At 46.8% G+C, this 22,869-nt stretch carries 17 protein-coding genes; 13 read left to right on the forward strand and 4 right to left on the reverse strand.

The features are described 5' to 3' along the window. Positions 1-975: glutamate formimidoyltransferase (ftcD, locus tag K8R76_04220; GenBank protein ID MCD4847377.1), on the reverse strand; the 975-nt coding region annotated here is incomplete at its 3' end. A 115-nt stretch (positions 976-1,090) separates the two neighbouring features. On the opposite strand from ftcD, the gene K8R76_04225 reads away from it, so the two are divergent. Both K8R76_04225 and K8R76_04230 read left to right on the forward strand, forming a co-directional pair. Continuing rightward, the gene (locus K8R76_04225; GenBank protein ID MCD4847378.1) at positions 1,091-2,269 is read left to right on the forward strand and encodes a beta-N-acetylglucosaminidase domain-containing protein; all 1,179 of its coding nucleotides are present in this window, start codon (positions 1,091-1,093) and stop codon (positions 2,267-2,269) included. 1 nt (position 2,270) lies between these two features. Beyond that, positions 2,271-3,584 (forward strand): FAD-dependent thymidylate synthase, encoded by a 1,314-nt coding sequence (locus tag K8R76_04230; GenBank protein MCD4847379.1) that lies wholly within the window; start codon positions 2,271-2,273, stop codon positions 3,582-3,584. Here K8R76_04230 and K8R76_04235 read toward each other — a convergent pair. After that, entirely contained in the window at positions 3,577-6,405 is a 2,829-nt protein-coding gene (locus K8R76_04235) for a hypothetical protein (GenBank protein MCD4847380.1), read from the reverse strand. The genes K8R76_04230 and K8R76_04235 overlap by 8 nt on opposite strands. A gap of 291 nt (positions 6,406-6,696) precedes the next feature. On the opposite strand from K8R76_04235, the gene K8R76_04240 reads away from it, so the two are divergent. The 7 genes from K8R76_04240 to K8R76_04270 are packed head-to-tail and all read left to right on the forward strand — an operon-like array spanning position 6,697 to position 16,562. Continuing rightward, positions 6,697-7,635: a hypothetical protein gene (locus K8R76_04240; GenBank protein ID MCD4847381.1), complete on the forward strand. Its 939-nt coding sequence runs from the start codon at positions 6,697-6,699 to the stop codon at positions 7,633-7,635. Positions 7,636-7,652: 17 nt separating this feature from the next. Next, positions 7,653-12,212 (forward strand): tetratricopeptide repeat protein, encoded by a 4,560-nt coding sequence (locus tag K8R76_04245; GenBank protein MCD4847382.1) that lies wholly within the window; start codon positions 7,653-7,655, stop codon positions 12,210-12,212. Next, complete coding sequence (locus K8R76_04250) at positions 12,200-12,700, forward strand: hypothetical protein (protein ID MCD4847383.1); 501 nt, start codon at positions 12,200-12,202, stop codon at positions 12,698-12,700. Before K8R76_04245 ends, K8R76_04250 begins: the two co-directional genes overlap by 13 nt. Positions 12,701-12,728: 28 nt before the next feature. Next, entirely contained in the window at positions 12,729-13,607 is an 879-nt protein-coding gene (locus tag K8R76_04255) for a MotA/TolQ/ExbB proton channel family protein (protein ID MCD4847384.1), read from the forward strand. Then, positions 13,607-14,173, forward strand: a complete 567-nt coding sequence (locus K8R76_04260) for a biopolymer transporter ExbD (GenBank protein MCD4847385.1) — start codon at positions 13,607-13,609, stop codon at positions 14,171-14,173. Before K8R76_04255 ends, K8R76_04260 begins: the two co-directional genes overlap by 1 nt. A 2-nt stretch (positions 14,174-14,175) precedes the next feature. Continuing rightward, positions 14,176-14,712 (forward strand): biopolymer transporter ExbD, encoded by a 537-nt coding sequence (locus K8R76_04265; protein MCD4847386.1) that lies wholly within the window; start codon positions 14,176-14,178, stop codon positions 14,710-14,712. Next, a complete protein-coding gene (locus K8R76_04270; protein MCD4847387.1) occupies positions 14,709-16,562 on the forward strand; it encodes a hypothetical protein in 1,854 nt (617 codons plus the stop codon). Before K8R76_04265 ends, K8R76_04270 begins: the two co-directional genes overlap by 4 nt. Positions 16,563-16,640: 78 nt before the next feature. Here K8R76_04270 and groL read toward each other — a convergent pair whose 3' ends face one another. Together groL and K8R76_04280 are read right to left on the reverse strand one after the other, a co-directional pair. After that, entirely contained in the window at positions 16,641-18,278 is a 1,638-nt protein-coding gene (gene groL / locus K8R76_04275; GenBank protein MCD4847388.1) for a chaperonin GroEL, read from the reverse strand. Positions 18,279-18,295: 17 nt separating this feature from the next. After that, positions 18,296-18,598, reverse strand: a complete 303-nt coding sequence (locus tag K8R76_04280) for a co-chaperone GroES (GenBank protein ID MCD4847389.1) — start codon at positions 18,596-18,598, stop codon at positions 18,296-18,298. A 316-nt stretch (positions 18,599-18,914) separates the two neighbouring features. Here K8R76_04280 and hutH point away from each other — a divergent pair, with 316 nt between their 5' ends. The 4 genes from hutH (at position 18,915) to K8R76_04300 (ending at position 22,859) form a co-directional block, all read left to right on the forward strand. Then, entirely contained in the window at positions 18,915-20,429 is a 1,515-nt protein-coding gene (gene hutH, locus K8R76_04285; protein MCD4847390.1) for a histidine ammonia-lyase, read from the forward strand. Positions 20,430-20,564: 135 nt separating this feature from the next. After that, the gene (locus K8R76_04290) at positions 20,565-21,635 is read left to right on the forward strand and encodes a hypothetical protein (protein ID MCD4847391.1); all 1,071 of its coding nucleotides are present in this window, start codon (positions 20,565-20,567) and stop codon (positions 21,633-21,635) included. An 11-nt stretch (positions 21,636-21,646) separates the two neighbouring features. Next, complete coding sequence (locus tag K8R76_04295) at positions 21,647-22,231, forward strand: DNRLRE domain-containing protein (GenBank protein ID MCD4847392.1); 585 nt, start codon at positions 21,647-21,649, stop codon at positions 22,229-22,231. A 52-nt stretch (positions 22,232-22,283) separates the two neighbouring features. Then, on the forward strand, positions 22,284-22,859 hold the full coding sequence (locus K8R76_04300) for an isoprenylcysteine carboxylmethyltransferase family protein (protein ID MCD4847393.1): 576 nt from the start codon (positions 22,284-22,286) through the stop codon (positions 22,857-22,859). The last annotated feature ends 10 nt before the right edge of the window (positions 22,860-22,869 follow it).

The following is a 22,869-nucleotide window of genomic DNA, read 5'->3' on the forward strand; positions in this document are numbered from 1 at the left end:
ACCGGTAGTTTTTCCCTGTCTTCCAACAGAGGACAGACCCGAATCCTGCTTTTCAAGATAGAATCTTCCTGCTTCGAGCATTGCTGAAAGGGGGAGAAGCCCCACCACTTCCGATCCTGTTACTCTGGTTCCGAGTTTTTCCGCTTCTTCAAGTACCGCTTCATATCCAGCATGCAGAGGAGTAACGGATAGATCGGTAAGGTTCATCGTAACCTGAGCAGTATCATATTCTTTTATATACCAGCCTGTTGACTTGCAGTACTGGAGCTTTCCGGGCTGATTCACTTTATTTCCATCTTCATCCCTGACGAATTTCCAGTTACTGTCCCTTCTGAATCTTCCGGTATCACGGATAGTGAGGCCTATGTCACGGGCTATACCGGGATCTTTTGTATTCAGGTTCACGTTGTAAGCAATGAGGAAATTCCTTGCTCCTATCGTGCAGACACCTGTTCTGGCAACCCTCTCGTTCCATTCATTCGGACCGAAATCCGGTGTCCATTCCTGTTTACCGAGTTTGTCCGGGAGAGCCTCATATTCTCCTTCTCGAATGTTGGGCAGCTTTTCCCATTCAGGTTTCGAAGCGGCTTTTTCGTAGAGATAAACCGGAATCAGGAGTTCCTCGCCGACTCGTTTGCCAAGTCTCCGGGCTAATTCCGCGCAATCCTCCATGGTAACACCTGAGACCGGAACGAATGGGCAGACATCAGTTGCTCCGTGACGAGGATGTTCACCGGTCTGCTTTCTCATGTCGATCAGTTCACCGGCTTTTTTAATTAACTCGAATGATGCGTTCATGACTGCATCCGGAGCGCCGGCAATGGTGATAACAGTTCTGTTCGTTGCTGCTCCGGGGTCGACATCAAGAACCTTTGCTCCGCTTATGGAATCTGCCGCCTTCACGACTTCGTTTATCAGGTCCATGTTCTGTCCCTCAGAGATATTTGGAACAGATTCTACTATCTTTCGGGTCATATGATCCTCTCAATACATGAAGGTATTTCAGAGAAGGGAAAATTACTGTAGATTCAAGCATCAAAGCTAGGAAAAGGAACTTCGGAAGTCAACGATTACAGGATTGGAAGAGGGCATGATTAGAGGAGTTGTCGAAGGTTTTTACGGCAGGCCTTACACCTCGAAAGAGAGAGATATTATTATCAGCTGCCTATCAATGCTTGATGATCCTGTTTACATGTACGCGCCCAAGAATGATCCATATCACAGGCTGAAATGGCGGCAGGAATACCCTCGTGGCAGCTTTGAACCTCTTGCTTCAAACATTCGAAAATCATGTCAGGCCGGCGTGAAGTTCATCTTCGGAATAAGTCCATGGCAATTCAAGGATGACGATATTGAGTTTATTCGAAGAAAGGCGGATAAGGCACTTTCCGCCGGAGCATTCGGAATCTGCATTCTCTTCGACGACGTTCCTGATAAGGCTGACCCTGAACTGGCATTTCGACAGATTGAACTGGCGGAGAAAGCACTGGCTGATTTCGATTGTCAGGTTTATATGTGTCCGTCCGTCTATTGTTCTGAACTAATAGAAACACTCAATGGAGAAGAGTATCTTCATTTTCTGAAGCATAATCTTTCTGAGAGATGGAATCTGTTCTGGACAGGTGAAGCTGTCATTTCAAGAAAGCTGGATTCCACTTCTCTCATTCGAGCTGAGGAACTGCTGGGAAGGCAGCCGGTTCTCTGGGATAACCTTCTGGCAGATGACTACACGCTCAGAAGAATATTTCTTGGAGGACTCAGTAGCAGAATACCTTGCGGACACTCGTTTCTTCTGAATCCATCATCCTGTTTTCCGGCAGCTCTTCATGCGGTTCATGAGATTCTGCTTGCGTCAGGAATTGAAGACTGCTGGCCTGATGAGCTTGGGAATGACAGGGCAGCCTGGAAGCTGCTTGGTGAATTTCATCACCTTCCATGGTCTGCCGGTACGGAAGCAGAAAAGCTTCTGAAGAGGATGAGCAGTGCTGTTACTGATGGAGCTTCTGAAGATTTGATGACAGATCTGGAGAGGATATCATCCATAATGGACGGATTTGTTGAAAATATACAGGATGCCCAGAGTGGTATTGATCTACAGCCTTATATTCTGGATGTCGGAAAATTAATAGGGTGGTGGAAAAAGATACTTCTTCTTCCTTCTCTATCGCAGAGAATGCGCGAACTCAGATACCTGATGCTTGAAAGGCTTCCGTTCGAACACCCTTTAGCGGCATATACTGCAGCAGTTGTATCCGGAAGAGAGGAATGAAATGAGAATCGAGCTGGCGGGATTCAATACGGATATCCAGAATGGCGGGGGAACTCCTGAAACGCTTTCCGCTTCCTACGCTCGAATCAGCCGAGATCCAAGGCCGATAGATGTTCTCAGGAAGGAAGCGGCCGGGGAAGTTGAAAAGGCCAGAGCATCCAATCAGCGGATTGTCTTTGAGTACGGTCACGGCTCAGTTGCTGAACATGCTGTTTTCAATTTTGATGTCATCGATATTTCAAGACTTGCCGCTGAGGAACTGCAGAATTTCAGGATGGCCAGTTTTACCGAGAAATCCCAGAGATACATTCGTATTGGAAAAGATCTCATCCTGCCGCCTGAGCTTGGCGGGGATGATGAAGTCAGATTTCGCGGAACTGCTGAGAATCTGTTTGGAATATATGAAAAGCTTTACAGCGGATTAATAGAAAGTGGAGCGGATAGAGATACTGCAAAAGAAGACGCACGATACATTCTTCCCCTTGCAACTTCATGCCAGATGGGGATGACTGCCAATGCGCGGGAACTCGAGCTTATTATCAGAAGATTGTCCAGCCATCCATTCGCAGAAGTCAGAAAGCTGTCGGAGAAGTTTCTTGAACTCGTAATGGAAGCCTCTCCATCGCTGTTTCTTTTTCTGGAGCCGACAGCCATGGATAGTTTTGCTCATTCCATGTCTCCTGTTGATTCAGCTGCCGCAAGTGATGTGGTGCTTGTGGATTGTGATGATGATTCTAAAGTTGGATCATTACTGTTGCAGCGTTTAAAGGGGGTTCCGATTGAAGTCGCCGGAAGGATATGGGTTGAACTTAATTCCGGGGAAAGAAAGAAACTGTTCATGGATGCTCTTTCAGGACTGGGTATACATGATTCTGTTCCGAGGTGCTGGGAATTTTTCAATGCGGAATTTGAACTGATTCTTTCCGCCTCAGCATACGCTCAGATGAAAAGGCACCGAATGTGTACCCGACTCGTTTCAGTGTACGATCCTGTTCTTGGAGTGACTGTTCCAGCAAGCATTTCCAGGGCAGGACTTGGAAGTGACTTCATGGAGGGTATCAGGATATCTGAGGAGACCTCCGGTTCTCTGGGTGTATTTTATCCATACATGCTTACAAATGCCCATAGACGAAGGGTTGTTATAAATATCAACGGCAGGGAACTCTACCATTTTTCCCGGCTCAGGGAAGATTCTCATGCTCAATGGGATATACGTTTAATCGCACATTCCATGCTGCATGCAATCAGAGAAAGAGCACCATTAACCGCAGTTCTTACAGGTGGCAAGTCTGATATTTCAGGATTGTTTACCTGAAAGCCATTTCCAGTATTCGCGGAGTGCCAAGAGCAGCTCCTGAAACGGGAGTGATTTTCAGCCTTACTGAGCCACTCACTCCACCCAGATCCAGGTTGTAATGCCAATCGAATTTACCCTCGTAATTACTGCTGTATCTGCCGAACAGGTCTCCCGATACCGCTGCCTCAGCCCAGGATTGACCTTCATCGGTGCTGAATGCTACTATAAGATCCAGAGCCCGCTCCTCAGGGTCTGATAATTCGAATGAAATCGATACTGTACCGGTTTCAGCAGAGATGTAGCTGACAGCAGCCTGCATGACTGACGGTGTTCTGGTATTATCGAGTGAAAGTGGTCCTATCGCTTCCGAAAAAACTGTATCACCATCAATCGCGGCCACTCTTATCTCCAGTTCATCTCTTTCCATTCCCGGAAGATCTTCAGTACTGTTCCAGTTGACTGTGAAATTCTGCGATGTAGAAGTGAGGAAATTTCTTCTGTCCAGACCAGTGGCTGAAATCCACGTTACCGCACCATCAATCCTGTATTCGAGTTCAAGAAAAACCTCCTCCTCCTCTGGATCAACGATATGGAATGTGACCGGTATGAGACCTCTGAATGTTTCCCATCTGCCGGGAGAAGTGATTTCGATGGATGGAGATCTGTTATTGTCCAGATGGAATGGAGAGGATGGAACAGCAATGCCTCTGTCGATATCTTCTGGAATTGCTCTGAAACGCACCTGATTACCGTCGAATCCAGGGGCATCAATTTCTGATTCCCAGATTATGTCAAACTGGTAAGAACCTGTGCAGGGAATCGAACTTTCAGATACCGTTGCTGCTTGCCAGCTATCTCCGCCGTCAAGAGAAAACTCGTAATGAACCTCAAGCGGGTTTTCCTCTGGATCTGCGAGCCTGACTCCCAATGATATCCGACCTGAGACTTCTTCATCTGGCGCAATGATCTGGCCTGATGGAAGCCTGTCGGAGTCAAGATGGAGATTACCCAGTACACTCCATGGTCCTGGATCTGAATCAGCTGCCCTTACCCTGAGGGAGATGTTCTCAAAGTCAACATAACCGAGATCATAGCCTGCATTCCATGTAACCGGTTCACCGTAGAACCAGGGTGCGATCTCGAAAATACTGCCGCTCAGATGAGCATTTTCCCAGGTTGCCTGGTTATCGACAGAATACTGGGCCTGAAGCTGAATTATATCACCTTCGGGATCGTCTACAGAGTAAAGGATGTTATATTTTCCATCTGATTCTTTGCGGGATGTGGATAGATAGAGTGTTGGAGGAACATTGTTATCCACACGAAAAATATTTGATAGACCACTGATACCCGGTCCATCAGGACAGTAAGGAGTTATTCTCAGAACGCACTCATGCATATCCTGGCCCGGCAGATCTTCATCACTGAACCATAGCACACTCGATCCGTTGTCCCTGTAACTGTTTGTCTCAATCCATGTATATCCTGAGTTCGTGGAATAAGCCATCGAGATTCCTGTAATGTTACTGCCGCTGGTCTGATAAGATAGAGAAACAGCTCCGGAGCATTCTTCTGAAATCACGCCCGCACAGATGACAGGAAGAAAGGAAACACCGTAACTTCCTGAATTGGCTTCATCGCATAGCATCTGCGGCCATGGTCCGGGATTGGTGCCAATTCTGGAGATGGTGTATGCTGCAAGCTTGCCTGTTCTTCCAAGTACAACAAGTTCCAGGTTTCCATCTCCGTCAATATCGCCCACTGCGGGGGGGGCAGACACAGGCTGGCCGAATGGAATTGGAAACCCCTGTATTGCCCGACCCTGTGCGTTCCATCCATAAACACTGCCGTTGTCTGTTCCGACTATGACTCCCATTCCACCGCTCGTTCTGGCAATTATCGGAGCGGTCGGACGACCATCTGTAAAATTCGGCCATCGCCAGGTTCCTGCAAGGCTTCCGTCTCCATCTATAAGAGTTACCGTACTGTCGATACAGGAAACAGCTATCTGAAGCTCTAGATTATCGGGATCAAGACGGCCTATGGCAACAGGTCCACTGATGCATCTGTCATCAAGAAAAAATGGCCACCCATCGATGCCATTGCCACTCATGCTAACAGCATACAATCTCTTGTTATGAGTCGCGAACAGAACGTCTCCCAGACCATCAGCGTCGATATCAGCGGTTACAGGAATGCTCGCTGATGAATAGCCTGTGTTGACAGGCCAGCCCGGTGAGATAGATCCGTCTATGGAGAGGACATATATTCGAGTATTGACAAGTGCGCATACGAGCGAATATCCGGAACCTCCTCCAAGGGAAAGCTGAGAGGGTTGCCACTGCAGTTTGGCCGGGAGTTCAACAGGCCATTGCGGTAAAGGGTTGCCTGAAAGATCAAGCAGGTGTATCCTGGAATCAGCGGTACCGAAGGAAATCTCGTAATTGCCGTCGTTATCCAGATCTACAGCCGATATCCCTGTCAGAATCCCGGGGCCGACATAGACAGGCCATCCGAAGCTCTCGATTCCGCTGTGATCAACCATGTGAACGTAACCATAGTTATCCGCGTATACGATTACGTGTCCCGATGAAGGTGAGTAGAAAGCAGCAGCTTTTTTTGAGACACCCGATTCAGTGGATATCGGGAATCCTTCGAGCTGTACGCCGGATCCGGTCCATCCCCCGAGGCCATGGTCTCCAAGGGATACAAAAATATCCATAGATCCGGATTGATTGCAAGCCAGTAATGCATTGCTCATAGGAGGATACCCAATATTCATTTCCCATTTGGGGATCTGACAGATCAATGATGCGTATAAAAGCAGACATATAGACACAAATACACCTCCATTAAAGAGGAACTGATAGCTGATTATTATTCTGGTGTGTCATGTAAGTCAATTACAGACACAAATGCTCTTCCAAATGTGGAGTAAAACATGATAACTTATTATTGTGCTAGTATGCCATGCAGTCAACCACAGACTCGTTTTTCTTCTCTACTCTTGATGTGGAGGTTGACTCATGACTCCTGTTGATAAATAATCACACATAGTGTATGATTGGTGAAGGGATTTTTCCATCAACTCTGTTCTGACTTTGGGGTCCGGGGGGAGTTTGGAGAGGTTATGAAATATAATATAGTTTGTGTTCTATTAGTGTCGTTTATTGCAGTAGCAGGTTCTCTTCCGTTTTCTCGTTCGGGAGTTATAGATTGCCCGGATGCTTATGTACTGCAGCATACTGAAATAGAAGCTGCGCTATCTGCTGCTGCTTACAGCGTCCAGGATTCCGCCGGAGCCGGCAACAGTGAGTTCATGCTTACAGGATATCTTGAGGTAGGACTCTTTCGCTACGCTCAGGTAGGAGTTTCATATCTTGGCGATGGAGGAGTTGCCGGAAACATCAAGTTTGCGGTTCTTCAGGAAGGTATTTCGGTACCAGCATTTGCTATCGGTCTTGAGAATATCACCGGAGAAGAGGATATTGAATGCTTCAAGATAGATAGTGCCGGGGTAGAAGTATTCTACCAGTACGACCACGCTCAGAACTGGTCTGCATACGGTGTTGCTTCAAAGGATCTCAGCTTTCTTCTCGGAATCCCCGCAACAGTAAACCTCGGTATCGGAATTGGCAGGTTTGTAGGAGTTGTTGATTCAGGAGCTCTTGGTATTGGAAGTTCAATCAGCCACGGACTCTTCGGATCTGTTGTTTATTATCCGAATGATCTTTTCACTGTTGCCCTTGAACAGGACGGCAGGGATCTGAACCTGGGTGTATCCTACAAGATTAACAATTTCATAACTCTTGAGCTTGCATGGGCTGAATTTGAACAAACGCTCTTTCCCCCGGAAAACCAGAATAAATCTGACATTATGCAGAACTCAAAAGTCTCATTCGGTTTGAGATCCAGAATAGGCCCTGTTTTCGGAGCCGACAGGATCACACTTGAGCGCGAGCAGCAACGCATTGAGCGCGCAAGAGATAGACTTCAGGAACTTGAGGCTCGCAGAAGAGCAGCAGAATCAGAACTACAGAGACTTCGCGACCTTCTTGAGAACCGCTGAAGAAACGGTCAATTGATATGAAATTTCGACTGTTACTTCTAATATTGATTTCACTCAGTTCGGTTATGTATGCCCAGAATCAGGACGATACTTCTGCTGAGTACGAATCCACCGATATCACAGAAGACGCAAGCTCTCTTCTCAGGAGAACCGCGGAGGAACTCACTGAACTTGAGGAGCAGATTGCCAGGGAAGAAGATCGCCTGGCGGGAATCATGTCTGAACTTGTTCAGCTTCGAAGGCAGCATGCGATTCTTTCAAATGCTGAAAGCGCATTCCTTCTCGGCGAAGAACTGTATACATCCGGATCGATTGTATGGGCACGAGATGCCTTCGAATCAGTAGTGGTTAATTTTCCGGAATCCATTTATTACGAAGATGCTGTTTTCAGACTCGAACTGATTTCCTTCGAACTTCAGGATTTCGAATCTGCGCTTGAATATTTTGAAATTCTCAGGCAATCGGATCCCTCATTTGAGTTCATGGACCTCGCAATTATTGCCGCAGGTCTTTCCACTTTCAATCAGGGAGATTTTGCCGACTCCAGAATGCTGTACAATCAGGTGATGCCATCAAGTGAATATGGAGCACTTGCTGAATATCTGAAGGCTGTAGCATTCGTGGAGGAGGAAAATATAGAATCCGCTGTGGCCACCCTGGAAGGAATACTTAATCGGACAGGGGGAACTCAGGGAGAGTTGAATCTGGCTGACAGAGCAAGAATTGCTCTTGCTCAGATTCTTGTTGATGAGGGTAAATACGATGAAGCTATCAATTATTATTCCAGAGTCTCTCCTTTCAGCTCCTACTATGATGTAGCCATGCTCGGGTATGTCTGGACCCTTATGCGACAGGGTGAATATCAGGATGCGTATAACCTTGCTGAGAAAGTCCTGGATGAGGTTCCTAACTCTGAGATCGTATCTGAATTCAAGCTTGCTCAGGCCAATTGTGCCCTTGGCGCGGAAGATCTTGATATTGCTATAAGAATGTACGAAGACCTGCTCACGAATTTTCATGATACTGGTGATTACTACGATCTGTTTCTTTCCGGATCATCACTTGCTCAGGAAGAATTTGAACTTGAGCGGGAACGGCTTGACCGGATAAGATTGGGGCTTGCAGAGCTAAAGGAAGAAGCATTTACTCAGGGAGATATGGAGATGGTTGAGCTTATAGAAGAGGAAGAAGCATTCCTCCGCGAGCTCTTCACAGAAATAGGTTATTTGGAAACGGTACTTTCCCTGCCGGTAGAGATTGATCCGGAAACCATGGAATACGAAATTGCCAGGCTCATTCAGCAATGCAGAAACAGTACTGAAGTCCTTACCCTGACTGCAGGAGAAGTTGGAGAACTTACTGAATCCCACGGAAGCGAACGCGACCGCCAGGATCTCGCAGATGTTGAAAGGGAAATTGAAAGAATACGACTTTCTCTGCAGGATCTGGCGTCCAAGTTTGAAGGCGGAATGACAGCAGAGCATGACTGGGTTCAGGAAACCAAGTACGGTATTGCTGTGGCTACTTTCATGGAAAGGGAACTGAAGCGCGATTCGGTGAATTATCTAGGCTCATATTACAGGAACAGGATTCAGGAAGCGCTTGAAATGGACGATTCACTGACGGCTTCATCTCTGGACAGTCTCCGATCGAGAGAGATCGGTTCTCTTAACCGCCGGATTGATGAATCTGCTATAGAATGCGCGGGATTCTTCGAGGAATACCTTGCCAACTATCCTGATTCCCGATTCATTTCCGATGTTCTGGTCAGGCTTGCTCAGCTGTATTACGACATAGACAATCTGCATCACAGCGAGCGCCAGGCTATTGCCGGAATAGAAGAGTATGTGCCTGAAGATTACACTAAATCCATTACATTGTATCAGCAGGTTCTGACTGAACATCCCGGAAGTGAAGTTGAGGATATAGCTTTGTATTCACTTGGATATTGTCTGGAATCCATGATGGATTTCGAAGGTGCGATGGATAACTATCGAAATCTCCTTGTACGATTTCCCCAGAGCCTACTCGCGTCGGAATGTAATATCCGTGTTGGTAATTATTACTTTGATATCCTTGAGTATGATTCTGCTCTGGTTTATTACCAGAATGTGCTGGATTATCCGGGTAGCAGCCCCAACCTTTTTCAGCATGGATTGTACAAGCTGGGATGGACACTCTATCTGACAAAGAATTTCAGACATTCTATTGCCACTTTCGCATACCTTCTTCAGGATGATATGAACATTGACAGTCTGGGTATACACAGAAGAGGTGATATCAGGATTCTCAATGAAACCAGAGAGTACCTTGCCTATGATTTTCTGGAGATGAGTAACAGATCATCTTCTGCTGTTGCCACTGCAGTTTTGTTCCTTGACACCTTTGATGATTCAGCGACTACAGTTGGGGTTCTGAAGCACATGGCTGTGATTTCAGAAGAAATGACAGACTGGCAGACATCAATTGAAGCATATAATGCTATTCTTGATGTGAATCCATTATGTGCAGATGCTCCACTCTATCAGGTGAAGATTGCCCAGGCATATGAAGAACTGGGAGAATACGCGCTTGCTGCCAGAGCCAGAGATGAACTGATTGCCAATTATGGCCTGGAAAGTGAGTGGTATAGCTGGATGGGAGAGGGAACAGCTATTGCTCTAGCCGATTCCCTGCGTTGTTCTTCATTTGAAGATGCAATACAGTATTACCTTGAACAGACAGTTATCTCCAAGGACGATCCGGTTGCCTTTAATCAGGTCAATGAAGCGCTTATTGATAGAATTGAGGCTTACCTTCAGCAGTATACCGTGTCAAACAGAACATATGAATACAAATTCCATCTTGGTGACGCTTACTATCATACAGGTCAGTATGTCCAGGCCGGTGACATGTATTATCAGGTCTCTCTTGACAGCAGTTCCTTTCAGAGACAGGAGGATGCGTTCAACAATGCGTTTTCATCATACCTGATTGCATACGATGAAACTCCGGGAATTGACAGTCTTTACCTGAGACAGAGAATGATGGAGACCGTAACCAAGTATTCCGAGACTTTCCCTGACGGTGAGAATGTCGCCTGGTTCCTGTGGGCTGCAGCTCCGAAGTTCTACAATGCCGGTGATTACGATTCCGCTCGAGATATGTTCTCACGTCTTTATCACAATTATCCGAATTCCGGCTATGCCGCACGGGCTGCGAAATTTATCGCTGATTCTTATCAGCAGGAAGAGCTGTATGCCGAGGCTGAAGAATGGTATGGACATGCATCTCAGATGGCAGCTCGGAGCGGAGAAGATCTCGGAGCTGACATAGAGCTGCTTGCGGCTTCTTCCGCATACAATGATGCGGCTTCCCTGGCCGAAAGTGAAAACACTGAAGATCTTCTGGCAGCGGCACAGCGCTGGGAGGAAACAGCTCATGAACACCCCGGATCCGATGTTGCACCTGTTGCACTGTATGATGCAGCAGAAACGTATGGAAAAGCTGGAAGCATCGATAACTCTGTAAGGCTTTTCCAGGAACTGGCACTGCTTTATCCTTCCAGCGAGAATGCTCCATCCGGTTTACTCAGAGCTGCTTTCCTGCTTCGAGAGGATGAGCAGTATGTAAGAGCGGCTCAGATATATCTTGAAGCATATGATAAATTCCCTACTGCTCCGGATATGGTAGCGGCACTCAGCAGCGCTGCTCGATGTTACGAAGACGGAGACAGACGCGATCTGGCAATGGGCGTTTTTGGACAGATTGCGGGTGACAGAGCAGGAACAGCTGATGTTGTGATGGAAGCCTACGCTAAAATTGGTGAATACAATTACGATCTGGGTAATCTGGCGATCTCTCTCAGCAATTTTGAGAACTGCATTTCTGTGTACGATCAATATCATGATGGTCAACTGACCTATCCGGCCATGTCCGCCTATCTTGTGGGTGAAATGGCTTCAAGGGATTATTATGCCCTGACTCCGGTAAATAACGATAATGTCGAGTATAAAACACAGCTTTTCAATGGGGCTGTCGCCAGTTATAACAGAACCTTCTCGTACCTTGATGACGATTATGTCTTCAGGGCAGTTCTGAAGATCGGTGAGATTCAGGAGGATTTCGCGAACTCGATCGGTTTCATGGATCCACCACCTGACCTTACTCCTGAGGGCGAGGAGGCTTTCTACAATATACTGATGGAAGCGTATGACTTATACATCCAGAGAGCAGTCTCAACCTATGAGAACGGTCTGGAGCTCGCGATGAATAATGGAATCCGCACCGAATGGACCGATTTTATCGCGGTTAACCTTGATCTTCTGCTTCCCGGTTCAAGTTCGAGTATGGGCTACTCTTCGTTCACTCCTGACGTAGTAGTAGAGGAGGAGACCCCTGAAATAGATGAAATCAGTGATGTGGAAGATGGATTCGAATCCGATCCCATTGATACTGAACCTTCCGGCACTGATATTCCATTGATCGAAGAACCTGTAACTTCCGAAGCTTCCCCTGATGAACCGGGTTATACCATCAGATATGAAGAAGAAGAGGAAGAAAGCGGAGGAGGGGGGTGTTTCCTGTGGCCGTTCTAATGAACAGATTCAGGTATCTTCTGAGGACTGCGGGAGCATCAGTTGTACTTCCCTTCATTGTTCTAATGATTTTTGTTCTTCCGGTTTACGCCCAGAGCGAAAACGGAGAGACTACAGGAGCATCCTGGGTGGATGGCACGCTCGTGCTTGAGGAAATAACGATCAGGGGTGAACTCAGAACTCCTCAAGCTCTTTTCATGATGCTGAAAGCAACTCCTGATCTTAGTAATGTACTGCTTGAGAGAAGTTTCATAGAAGACGTAATCAGACCTGTCTATCCGGGGGCATTTACCGATGAACCCAGTTTTGGAGCTGGTCGGGAGATGATAGTGTTGCCTGTCTGGCTCAGATACGGGTCTGTTGCGCTGTTTGGCGGTCTGTCGGCATATAGATATAGTCAGGGTGACGATGAACAGGGACTGGTCTTTGGTGTAATAGCCGGTCTCGACTTGATTGGTAACTTAATACTTGATTTTGTAGGAAACTGATACCTGTTCTTTCGAGAGGAGATCATAGATGAGACGTATTTCACTTCCGTTGCTGCTGGTTCTTTCAATGTTCCTTTTCAGCGGGATTGTGTCTGCACAAACCATAGATGCTTCATCAGAAACAGGAGTTTCTGCTGACAGTACGATTTCTGATTCTACAATTGTTGAGGAGAATACTGCACCGGTTGAACCAGAACCACCTCAGGTGCCTGATACTGTCTCAGCGGATCTTGAAGAAGCTGAGGAAGAAGCAGAGGAAATCGTAAAAGGAGGGCTCTTTTCTGAAATAGCTCTGTTCTTCCGCTCCGGCGGCCCCGCAATGTGGGTTATTCTCATTTTCCTTTCCATTGGTATTGCGATCGTCATTGAGAGGATGATATTTCTTTTCGGTGTGGCAGATATGAAACCTGAAAGATTCATGGGAAGAATCGCAGATTTCATAAGAAAAGGAAGTATCGAGGGTGCAATTGCATCCTGTGCTGACAAGAGCGCACCACTGGCACGAATTATAGAAGCCGCACTCCGAAATTATCGAAACACCGAGCGGGATATTCAGAACGCTGTTGATGAAATGGCACTTGCGGAATTACCGAGATTAAATGCGCGTACGGGATATCTTGCCATGCTTGCCAACGTATCAACAATGGTGGGGCTTCTTGGAACAATCTTCGGATTGATTGCGGCGTTTGAATCAGTCGCGGCTGCGGATCCTGCAGAAAAGAGCATAATGCTCGCAAACGGTATTTCCATGGCAATGAGTACGACCGCATTCGGACTTATATCTGCTATTCCACTTCTCATTGCGCATTCCTTCCTAACTGCAAAAACAGACAACCTTATTGATGACATCGACAGATACTCTGTCATGGTCATCAATATGCTTGCACAGGCGAGAAAGGAAGGCTGATGGCACAGGCAGCGACTGGTAGAAGTCATAGAGTCAGGCATGTACCGGAGCTTGATCTCCTCCCGGTAATGAACTTGTTCTGCGTGATAATACCATTCCTGCTTCTTAGCGCATCATTCCTTGAAATAACCGTTATTGAGATGTGCCCCACGGAAGGTATAAGTGCCTCTGGAGCCGGAACAACAAGCCTTGCTCGTTCTGAAGAACAACTTCTACAACCGAAAGTGATAATTACCAATGAAGAGATGTTTCTTGGTACTGTCTTCGGAACCCGACATGTGAGTTATGTTCATATGATAAACCATGATGGGGAAACCGTGCCCACATATGATTTCGATTCGCTTTCAGAGGCTCTCAAAAACCTCAGGGAGGAACTTGATGAAGCGTTCCCAACAATTCCGGTTAACAAGATCATCATTCTCACAGTTGATAATATTCGCTATGAAAATATAATCAAAACAATTGACGTTTGTACAGAACACGAGTTCGACCAGCCGGGTCTTCAGGTTGCGGCCTATAGTATTCTCCAGAGACAGATTGCTGCTGGAGTTGCTGGAGGTGAGTGATTATGAGTAGCCCACCAACCAAACGACACGTTCCCCTGATGCTTGGATATAAGAAAAGCAAAGCATTGCTCAGGGGAAAGGACAAAAAAGTCAGACTGAATCTTACTGCATTGATTGATATGTTCACCATTCTTGTTGTCTTTCTTCTCAAGAGCTATAGCGCTGAAGGGCAGATAGTAACACTCAGTGATGCCCTTACTCTTCCTGAGTCAAGAGCCGAGCAGACTGTGGAACTCTTTCTGGAGATTATTGTTACCAACGATGCGATAGTGGTTGATGGTGATCCCATCGTGTATGTTGATGAAGCGGTTCTCAGCGAGGGTAATCCGATTCCTGTCCTTGTAGAAAGGCTTTCCGATCATTTGGAATACACAAGGCTTATACGCGGTATAACAGATGAGAAGGAAATGAAGGTCAACATACAGGGTGACGTTGCTGTGCAGGCTATTCTTCTCCAAAGGGTCATGAGCAGCTGTGCTGTCGCCGGCTATGCTACCCAGAACTTGACTGTAATCAAGGTGGAAGGTGAAGAAGAATGACACCCAGAAAGGATGAAGAAAGAAAAATTCTCGCAATCGCAATAATGCGGGATGGCAAGGTTGTTGGTAAATTAACACCCGGATCGGAGCCAGTCAGGCTAGGTACCGGATACAACAACCATATTGTAATCGAAGGTGAAAACCTGCCGGACAGCATGGCGTTGATCACACCGGGTGATGACGAAGATACATTGATTTTAAGACTGTCGGATCAGATGGATTCAACAATAGAATCCTCTGATGGTGCTACTTTGCAATTTGCAGATCTGCGGGATCTGGGGATATTTCCGGTTGATTCCGAAGGGTATTACCTGCTGAATATCAAGTATCTTGATAAGGGGCAGATAACCGTCGGATCTTTCACAATTCATTTTGGTTTTATTGATACTCCGAAACAGGCTCCTCCACCACCACCCGTGAAGAAGAAAGAGAAGAAGAAAGAGAAAGCGGAAGAGAAACCTGATGACAGAGTATTGAAGATCATAGTTGAAGGACCTGGCGGCAAGAAAGAACTGCTGCCTAACGCCGGTCTCATGACTGTTGGCGAAGCGGAATACAACACCGTAAGCGTCAAGAATATCGGTCTTCCACGGATACATACACTTCTTGAACCGCATGATAATAAATATCTCCTCCATCTTATTCCAGGAATTAAGGGCGGTGTTGAAGTCAAGGGAAATGTTGTCCCGTTTGCAACGCTTATAGAGCGTAACCTGATGGAGAAAGACAAAGCCGGTGAATCCTATCTGTGGGTATTTGATAAAAACGTAAACGGTGTATTTGTTCTTGGTAATGTCGAGGTTTTCTTCAGTTTTACAGAACCACCGAAAGTCGTCGAAAAAAAGAAAGAAAAACTGACAAAAAAAATCAAATACATTCCTCCGGAATACAACTGGGAAAACTTCGCTGTAAGACCTCATGACGGATTGGCTATGAAAGGAAACCGTGAGGAATCCAACAGGAATGCCATCCTGCTTGGGCTTGGTATGGCTATAGCACTGATCACTGGCTCTGTATTCGATAGATTTATTACAGTTGTTCATGAATCAAAGGAACAAATGCTCCGAAGTGCTCCAACCGCCCGCGTCGCCACACTTGCCAGACAACAGACATCCGAGGGAATTGGTGAAGAGATCGTTACAGATATGAGTATTGGTGAGGAGAACGTAGAAGTTGGAACCGGTGGTGGTGGTACTGCCGGCAGCGGCGGACCTTCCGATGGTGCTTCCGACGGTCAGGCTGCCGGTGAAGCCGTTCTACAGAGCATAGGTTTCGCTGCGTATGGAACCGGTAGTTCTGGCGGATCATCAGGTATAGCATCCGATCTTCAGGCTGCTGCGACTTCCGGCGCCGGACTTGCATCCGGTGGTGGAGGCGAAGCTCTTATCGCCGGCGCAGGCGGTGGCGGTTCCGGAGGCCTTGGTGGACTTCTGGGTTCAGGAGGCGGCCCGAGCGCAAGCATTGATGGTGTATCATCCAGCGAAGTTGAAGCTGTTCACAGAGCTGCTGAAGTATCATTCTCAACACATTCATCGAGTTCAGAGATAGGTGTCCAGGGTCGAACCATGAATGATATCAGGCGGAAAACCAATATGATTATCATGAGGATTAAGCGTGCATACGAAGATCTTCTCAGAAGCAACCCGACAGCAAGCGGCACAATCTCTGTTAATTTCTCCATCACACCAGGTGGTTCAGTGGTCAATGTCAGCGTATCCGCTCCGGGACCTCTGTCTTCTCTTACAGGCTCAGTTCAGGCAGCCGTACAGTCACTGAACTTCGGACCATCAAGCGAGCAGATGGATAACATTCCAACAGGTGTTACATTGAACCTTGTCCCGCCTGAATAATCGAAGGAAACAGAAATATCAAGAAGCCCCGGGCAAACCGCCCGGGGCTTTCTGATATCAGGTGCAGGTTCTGTACTTCTAGTACATACCGCCCATACCGCCACCGCCCATGCCGCCCATATCCGGGGCAGCTTTTTCCGGTTCCGGGATCTCGGTTATGATGCATTCTGTGGTAACAAGCAGTCCGGAGATGCTTGCCGCGTTCTGGAGAGCCGCGCGTGTGACCATGGTAGGATCTACCACGCCAAACTTGAACATGTCTCCGAACTCGTTTGTCTGAATGTTTATTCCGCTGTCCTTGGGGAGTCCTCTGACTTTTTCCACAACGATAGCGCCCTCAAGTCCGGCGTTTATAGAAAGCTGTCTGAGAGGTTCAGAGAGAGATTTGCGTATAATATCCGCGCCAATCAGCTCGTCATCCAGAAGGTCAAGCTTGTCAAGGATTTTTTCACATCTGAGAAGGGCAGTGCCTCCACCTGCTACAAGCCCTTCTTCAACGGCTGCACGTGTTGCGTGAAGCGCGTCCTCCACCCTGGCCTTCTTTTCCTTCATCTCGGTCTCGGTTGATGCTCCTACTTTAATAAGAGCAACTCCGCCTGCAAGCTTGGCCAGGCGTTCCTGAAGCTTCTCTTTATCGTAATCAGAGGTTGTATCCTCTATCTGTTTTCTGATCTGTGCGATTCTGCCCTGTATGTCCTCGGTTTTACCGCCACCATCAATAATAACAGTGTTATCCTTGTCGATGCGGATACTTGCTGCAGTTCCAAGATCATCAACGGTGATGTTTTCGAGCTTGATGCCGAGGTCCTCGGTGATGGCCTGGCCGCCGGTGAGAACAGCTATATCACCGAGCATGGCCTTACGCCTGTCGCCATATCCTGGAGCTTTTACTGCGGCAACCTGAAGCATACCGCGCATTTTATTGACAACCAGTGTTGCAAGAGCTTCACCTTCAACATCTTCAGCGATGATAAGAAGCGGTTTGCTCAGCTGTGCTATCTTTTCAAGAATGGGAAGAAGATCTTTCATGCTGGAAATCTTCTTCTCGTGTATGAGAATGTACGGCTTGTCAAGAACAACATCCATATTTTCAGCGTCTGTCACGAAATATGGGGAAAGATATCCTCTGTCGAACTGCATTCCCTCTACGACATCGAGTGTTGTATCCATGGATTTGGCTTCCTCAACGGAAATAGTTCCGTCTTTTCCAGCCTTGTCCATTGCTTCTGCGATGATATCACCGATCTCACTATCGTTGTTCGCGGAGATTGAAGCAACCTGCTTGATATCTTCTTTGCCGGAAACTTCGCGCGATAGGGTTTTCAGTTCTTTCACAACCGCTTTTACGGCAACGTCGATGCCGCGCTTGAGCGCCATCGGGTTCGCACCTGCTGTGACATTCTTGAGACCCTCGCGATAAATGGCTTCTGCAAGGAGAGTAGCAGTCGTGGTGCCGTCACCGGCAACGTCGCTTGTTTTACTGGCTACTTCCCGAATGAGCTGAGCGCCGATGTTTTCGAATTTGTCAGGAAGCTCGATTTCCTTCGCAACCGTAACACCGTCTTTTGTTATTGTAGGACTGCCCCACTTTTTCTCAAGAACAACATTTCTGCCCTTGGGACCCAGGGTAACCTTTACAGCTCTTGAAAGCTTTTCTACCCCAGCAAGTATGGCGTGCCTTGCGGCCTGATCAAATTTGAGTTCTTTCGCTGGCATACCTTAATACCTCCTTATCAGTTATCCAGTATCGCGAGAATATCATCTTCGCGTACTATTACGTATTCATCATCCAAAAATTTCACTTCTGTACCGGAATACTTCCCGATAAGAACATGATCTCCCTTTTTAACCACTGGAGTGATAAACCCTTCACCCTCGGGATTCCTTTTGCCCTGTCCTATTGCTTCGACAATACCTTCAAGAGGTTTTTCCTTTGCGGTATCAGGAATGACAATCCCGCTTTTAACAACTTCTCTGGGTTCTTCCCGCTTGATAAGCACTCGATCAAAGAGCGGTTGAATTTTACCATTTCCCATTGTTTGTTCTCCCTTCTTTTCCAATTGATTTTGGCAAGTTAATAAGTTCTGATTTATCGCAGTAGACTTGAAAGCAAGGTAGATGCCAATTATAATATTGCATGGTTAACGGAAGCATAAAGAACGTGTACGCAAGAAGATATATGGTACATTACATCCATCAGCCATACCTGATACTGCTTATGGTTGTACTCATGAGTCAGAATGACACATATACTTTTCACTTATGCCCCAAATGGAATGCAAACTGTATATTCAATATTCAGTGGAATATTCTGCACAGTGAATCGGAAAAAGGAAATACGATGGAGTTGATATGGTTGATTATGTCATAAGTATTGGAACTGAGGGTGCTACACTGGATCAGGTTCGCGGAATCGCGGCCGGAGCAAAAGCAGTATTGTCCAAGGATGCTCGACTGGCTGTCGCAGCAGCGAGAAAGCACACGATGAAAACCGTTAGCAGTGGAATGCCTGTTTATGGAGTCAATACAGGATTTGGAAGGTTATCCGGATCTGTTGTCGGCAAGGATGACCTTGATCTCCTGCAGAGGAATCTGCTTCTGAGCCATGCATGTGGAACCGGTACACTCTATTCAGAACCAGTGACAAGAGTAATGATGTTTCTCAGAGTGTCGTCACTTGCCAGAGGAAGATCAGGTATTCGCGAAGAGACACTTGATCAAATGATAGCTATAATGAACAGTAATATTTATCCTGCGGTTCCAGCAAAAGGCTCTCTGGGTGCTTCTGGAGATCTTGCCCCTCTTGCTCATTTATGCCTTCCCCTGATAGGGGAGGGTAAATGTATTGACAGAGGAGAACTAATATCAGGTTCAGAGGCGCTTCAACACATCGGCCTTTCGCCCGTCACGCTTGGTCCCAAAGAGGGGCTTGCTCTTATTAACGGAACCCAGACTATGACTGCGGTAGCATCTATTGCCCTTCTGGAAGCTAAGCGCCTTGCTGATGCCGCGGACGCTGCCGCGGCGATGTCACTTGAAGTGCTGCTCGGAACAGTATTACCTTTCAGCGGGGAACTCATCGGTCTTCGGCCTCACAAAGGCGCTGTTGAAACCGCGAATAATCTTCTTGCATTAATGGAGGGCAGTGAAATACTGATTTCACACAATGCCTGTGATAAAGTACAGGATGCCTACTCGCTCAGATGCGTACCGCAGGTACATGGAGCGACAAGGGATGCTCTTCGGTATATAGAGTCGGTTATTTCAGTTGAACTTTCATCTGTGACTGATAATCCGTTATTGATGAAGGATGGATCTTTTGTCAGCGGAGGCAATTTCCATGGTCAGCCGGTAGCCTTTGTAGCAGATCATCTGGCTCTTGTGGTGTCTGAACTGGCGGACATATCCGAAAGAAGGATCGAGCGATTGCTGAATCCGGATCTCAGCGGATTACCTGCGTTTCTGACACCGGATCCAGGAACTAACTCAGGGTATATGATTGCCCAGTATACGGCTGCCTCACTGGTCAGCGAAAATAAGGTTCTGGTGCATCCTGCCAGTGCTGACAGTATACCGGTAAGTGGTTCCCAGGAGGATCATGTCTCAATGGGAACGACATCGGCACGACAGGCAATGGAAGTTGTCAGAAACTCGACCCATGTTCTGGCAACAGAACTTGTATGTGCCGCACAGGCAGCAGAGTTCATCCGGAGAGGAAAACATGGGAAGGGAACATACAAGGTTTACAAAGCAGTAAGAGATGCTGTCAAACCGCTCAAAGAGGATAGACAGTTCGTAGATGATATAGAGAAAATCGCAGAGATGATTGCAGAAGGTGTTTTCAGCGATATCCTGAATAATTTGTAACTTCATTCACATTATAAATCCTGTTTAAGTACTCATTTTCCTGAGGAAGTAAGGAGTTGACAGGGTTTGCTCCTAATATTAGACTAATCTAAATATTTGAGAAGAATCTAAATTCGTACAACCATGAAAGGAAAAATGATGAAACAATTGTTTGTTGCAGCAATACTATGCATTTCTGTTTCTTCAACGGCTCTGGAACTGGAGATGCCCGAGATCGGCGGCCATATCCTGATTGATTATCTGAGCATGTCTCAGGATTCCAGCTACAATCAATCTGGAGTGTTCGTGGCTGCCTCGAATCGTTTCAGTGTGCGGAAAGCCACAATTGAAATCAAAGGCGCAGCAGGTGAATTGATCGAGTATGAAGCAACATTCGGTCTTGCCAGCTGTCTGGGAAGCGGAATGACCATGGCTCTGATGGAAGCAGGAATACGTGTTTCACCACTTGAAGATAAGAGATTCGTTCTGGGAATGGGAATGTTCCACGTTCGGAGAGGTTTCGAACTCGGTTGCGATTGCGGTCATACGCTTACAGCTGAGAAGCCGATGTACAGGAAAGTAATATCACCATCATGTCATCCGCTGGGTGCCGTTCTGGAAACTGACCTGAATCTCGGTTCTGTCGGAGGTCTTGAAGCTCAGATCGTATATGCCAACGGGAATACCGGAACCATCAATGAAGAGCATGACGCCAACTTCGCGCTCTTTTACAGGCTTCCGATGGAAGGGCTCACGATCGGTGGATTCTATAACGATCTTGCCATGGAGATGAACCCGGAAAATGAAGGATACGAGGATGCGTCAAGGTATGGCTTCGGTCTCGACTATGAAGCAGACGGGATAGCGGTTAGAACTGAGATGATACAGGTAAAAGGCATACTGCCTGGAATGCGTCCTGCGGGCTGCTCCGATACAGGCGAAAACGTGGAGAACATATGCCTGTTTGCCCAGGCCGGTTACAGCTTCAACACCGAATTGGAGGAGATTCCTTCAATTACACCGTATCTCAGTTACCAGAGCTGGGATCGCTGGAGTAATGACGATTCAGGTGATTACGAATTCTCATGGATCACAGGTGGAGTGAAAACCTGCATAGGCAGTCCGGACACCTACATAACCCTGGATTACCGTGTTCCGGCAACCACTCCGGAAGGATTGAATGAAGACGCTTCTGTATTGACAGCAAGGCTTGGCCTGGCCTACTGAAAGGATCTGAAATGAAATACATAACAATTGTTCTTTTGATTATCGGAGCCGGTCTGAGTGATACGTTCGACCTGTTGCCCGTTGCGGATACCTACACGCTCCCTTCCGGTGGATGTTACGGAAGTATGAACACCCTGCAGATTGCGAACAAACCCGCCAGCGGGCATCCCGACGAAAGAGCTATGATGCTGTGGGACCTCTCGGAGCACATGGGAGCGACGGTGACGAGTGCGACACTCTATATAAATATTTTCTTCCAGTGTCCTTCCGGTGCAGGAACGTACACGGAATTCTATCATGTGACAGAAACATGGGATGAGAGCTGGAGCGGAGCCCATGTGCAGCACGGCTCAACATCCTGGCAGTCATATCATTATTCCACTCTTGGATGGGTTGGAGTCGATGTCACATATCTGGCTCAAGCATGGCTTGACGGGGCAATAGAGAACCACGGTATTGTCCTGCAGGTGTCAGGTGTATATCCATGGACCAAGTTCCACTCGCGGGAAACCTCAGCCAACAGTCCGTATCTCAGGCTTGAATTCCCCGAGGCACTTGAGCAGGATACATGGGGTTCGATAAAAGCAGTATTCTGATGATCCGCGGGATAGTATTCCGGTGAAGAATCCGGGGAGGTGGATTTAAGAAATGATATTTAAAATCATATTCATGATTCTATGGCTGGGCAACGGATTAGTCAGAATGCCACACAACTTAAGATACAAAAAAACAAAAAAAGTAAAATCAAACAACACAAAAAGAGAAAAATTTCTGGTTTTCATTGCCGGTATTGGGATGATGTTGATGCCAATGATATGTATATTTACACCGTGGCTTGACTCTTTCAATATGGATTTACCTGATCCGGTTCGATGGATTGGATTAACAGGTTTCGGATTCGGGCTGGTTTTATTCTGGCGGGTTCATAAAACGCTGGGCAGGAACTGGTCTCCGATATTGGAAATCAGAAGAAATCATAAGCTGATTACAGATGGTCCTTACAAATACATCAGGCATCCCATGTATACTCAAATATGGATCTGGGTAATATGCCAATGGTTAGTATTATCAAACTGGATCGTTGGAATAGTTGGAGTTTTAGCCTGGACAATACTATATATTATTAGAATACCTGAAGAGGAAAAGATGATGATTGAGGAATTCGGTCAGCAGTATGAGGATTACATAACGAGAAGTAAAAGAATAATCCCCGGGGTTTACTGAGAGTACAAGC

It is taken from the genome of Candidatus Aegiribacteria sp. (assembly GCA_021108435.1).
Taxonomy (GTDB): domain Bacteria; phylum Fermentibacterota; class Fermentibacteria; order Fermentibacterales; family JCC-6; genus Aegiribacteria.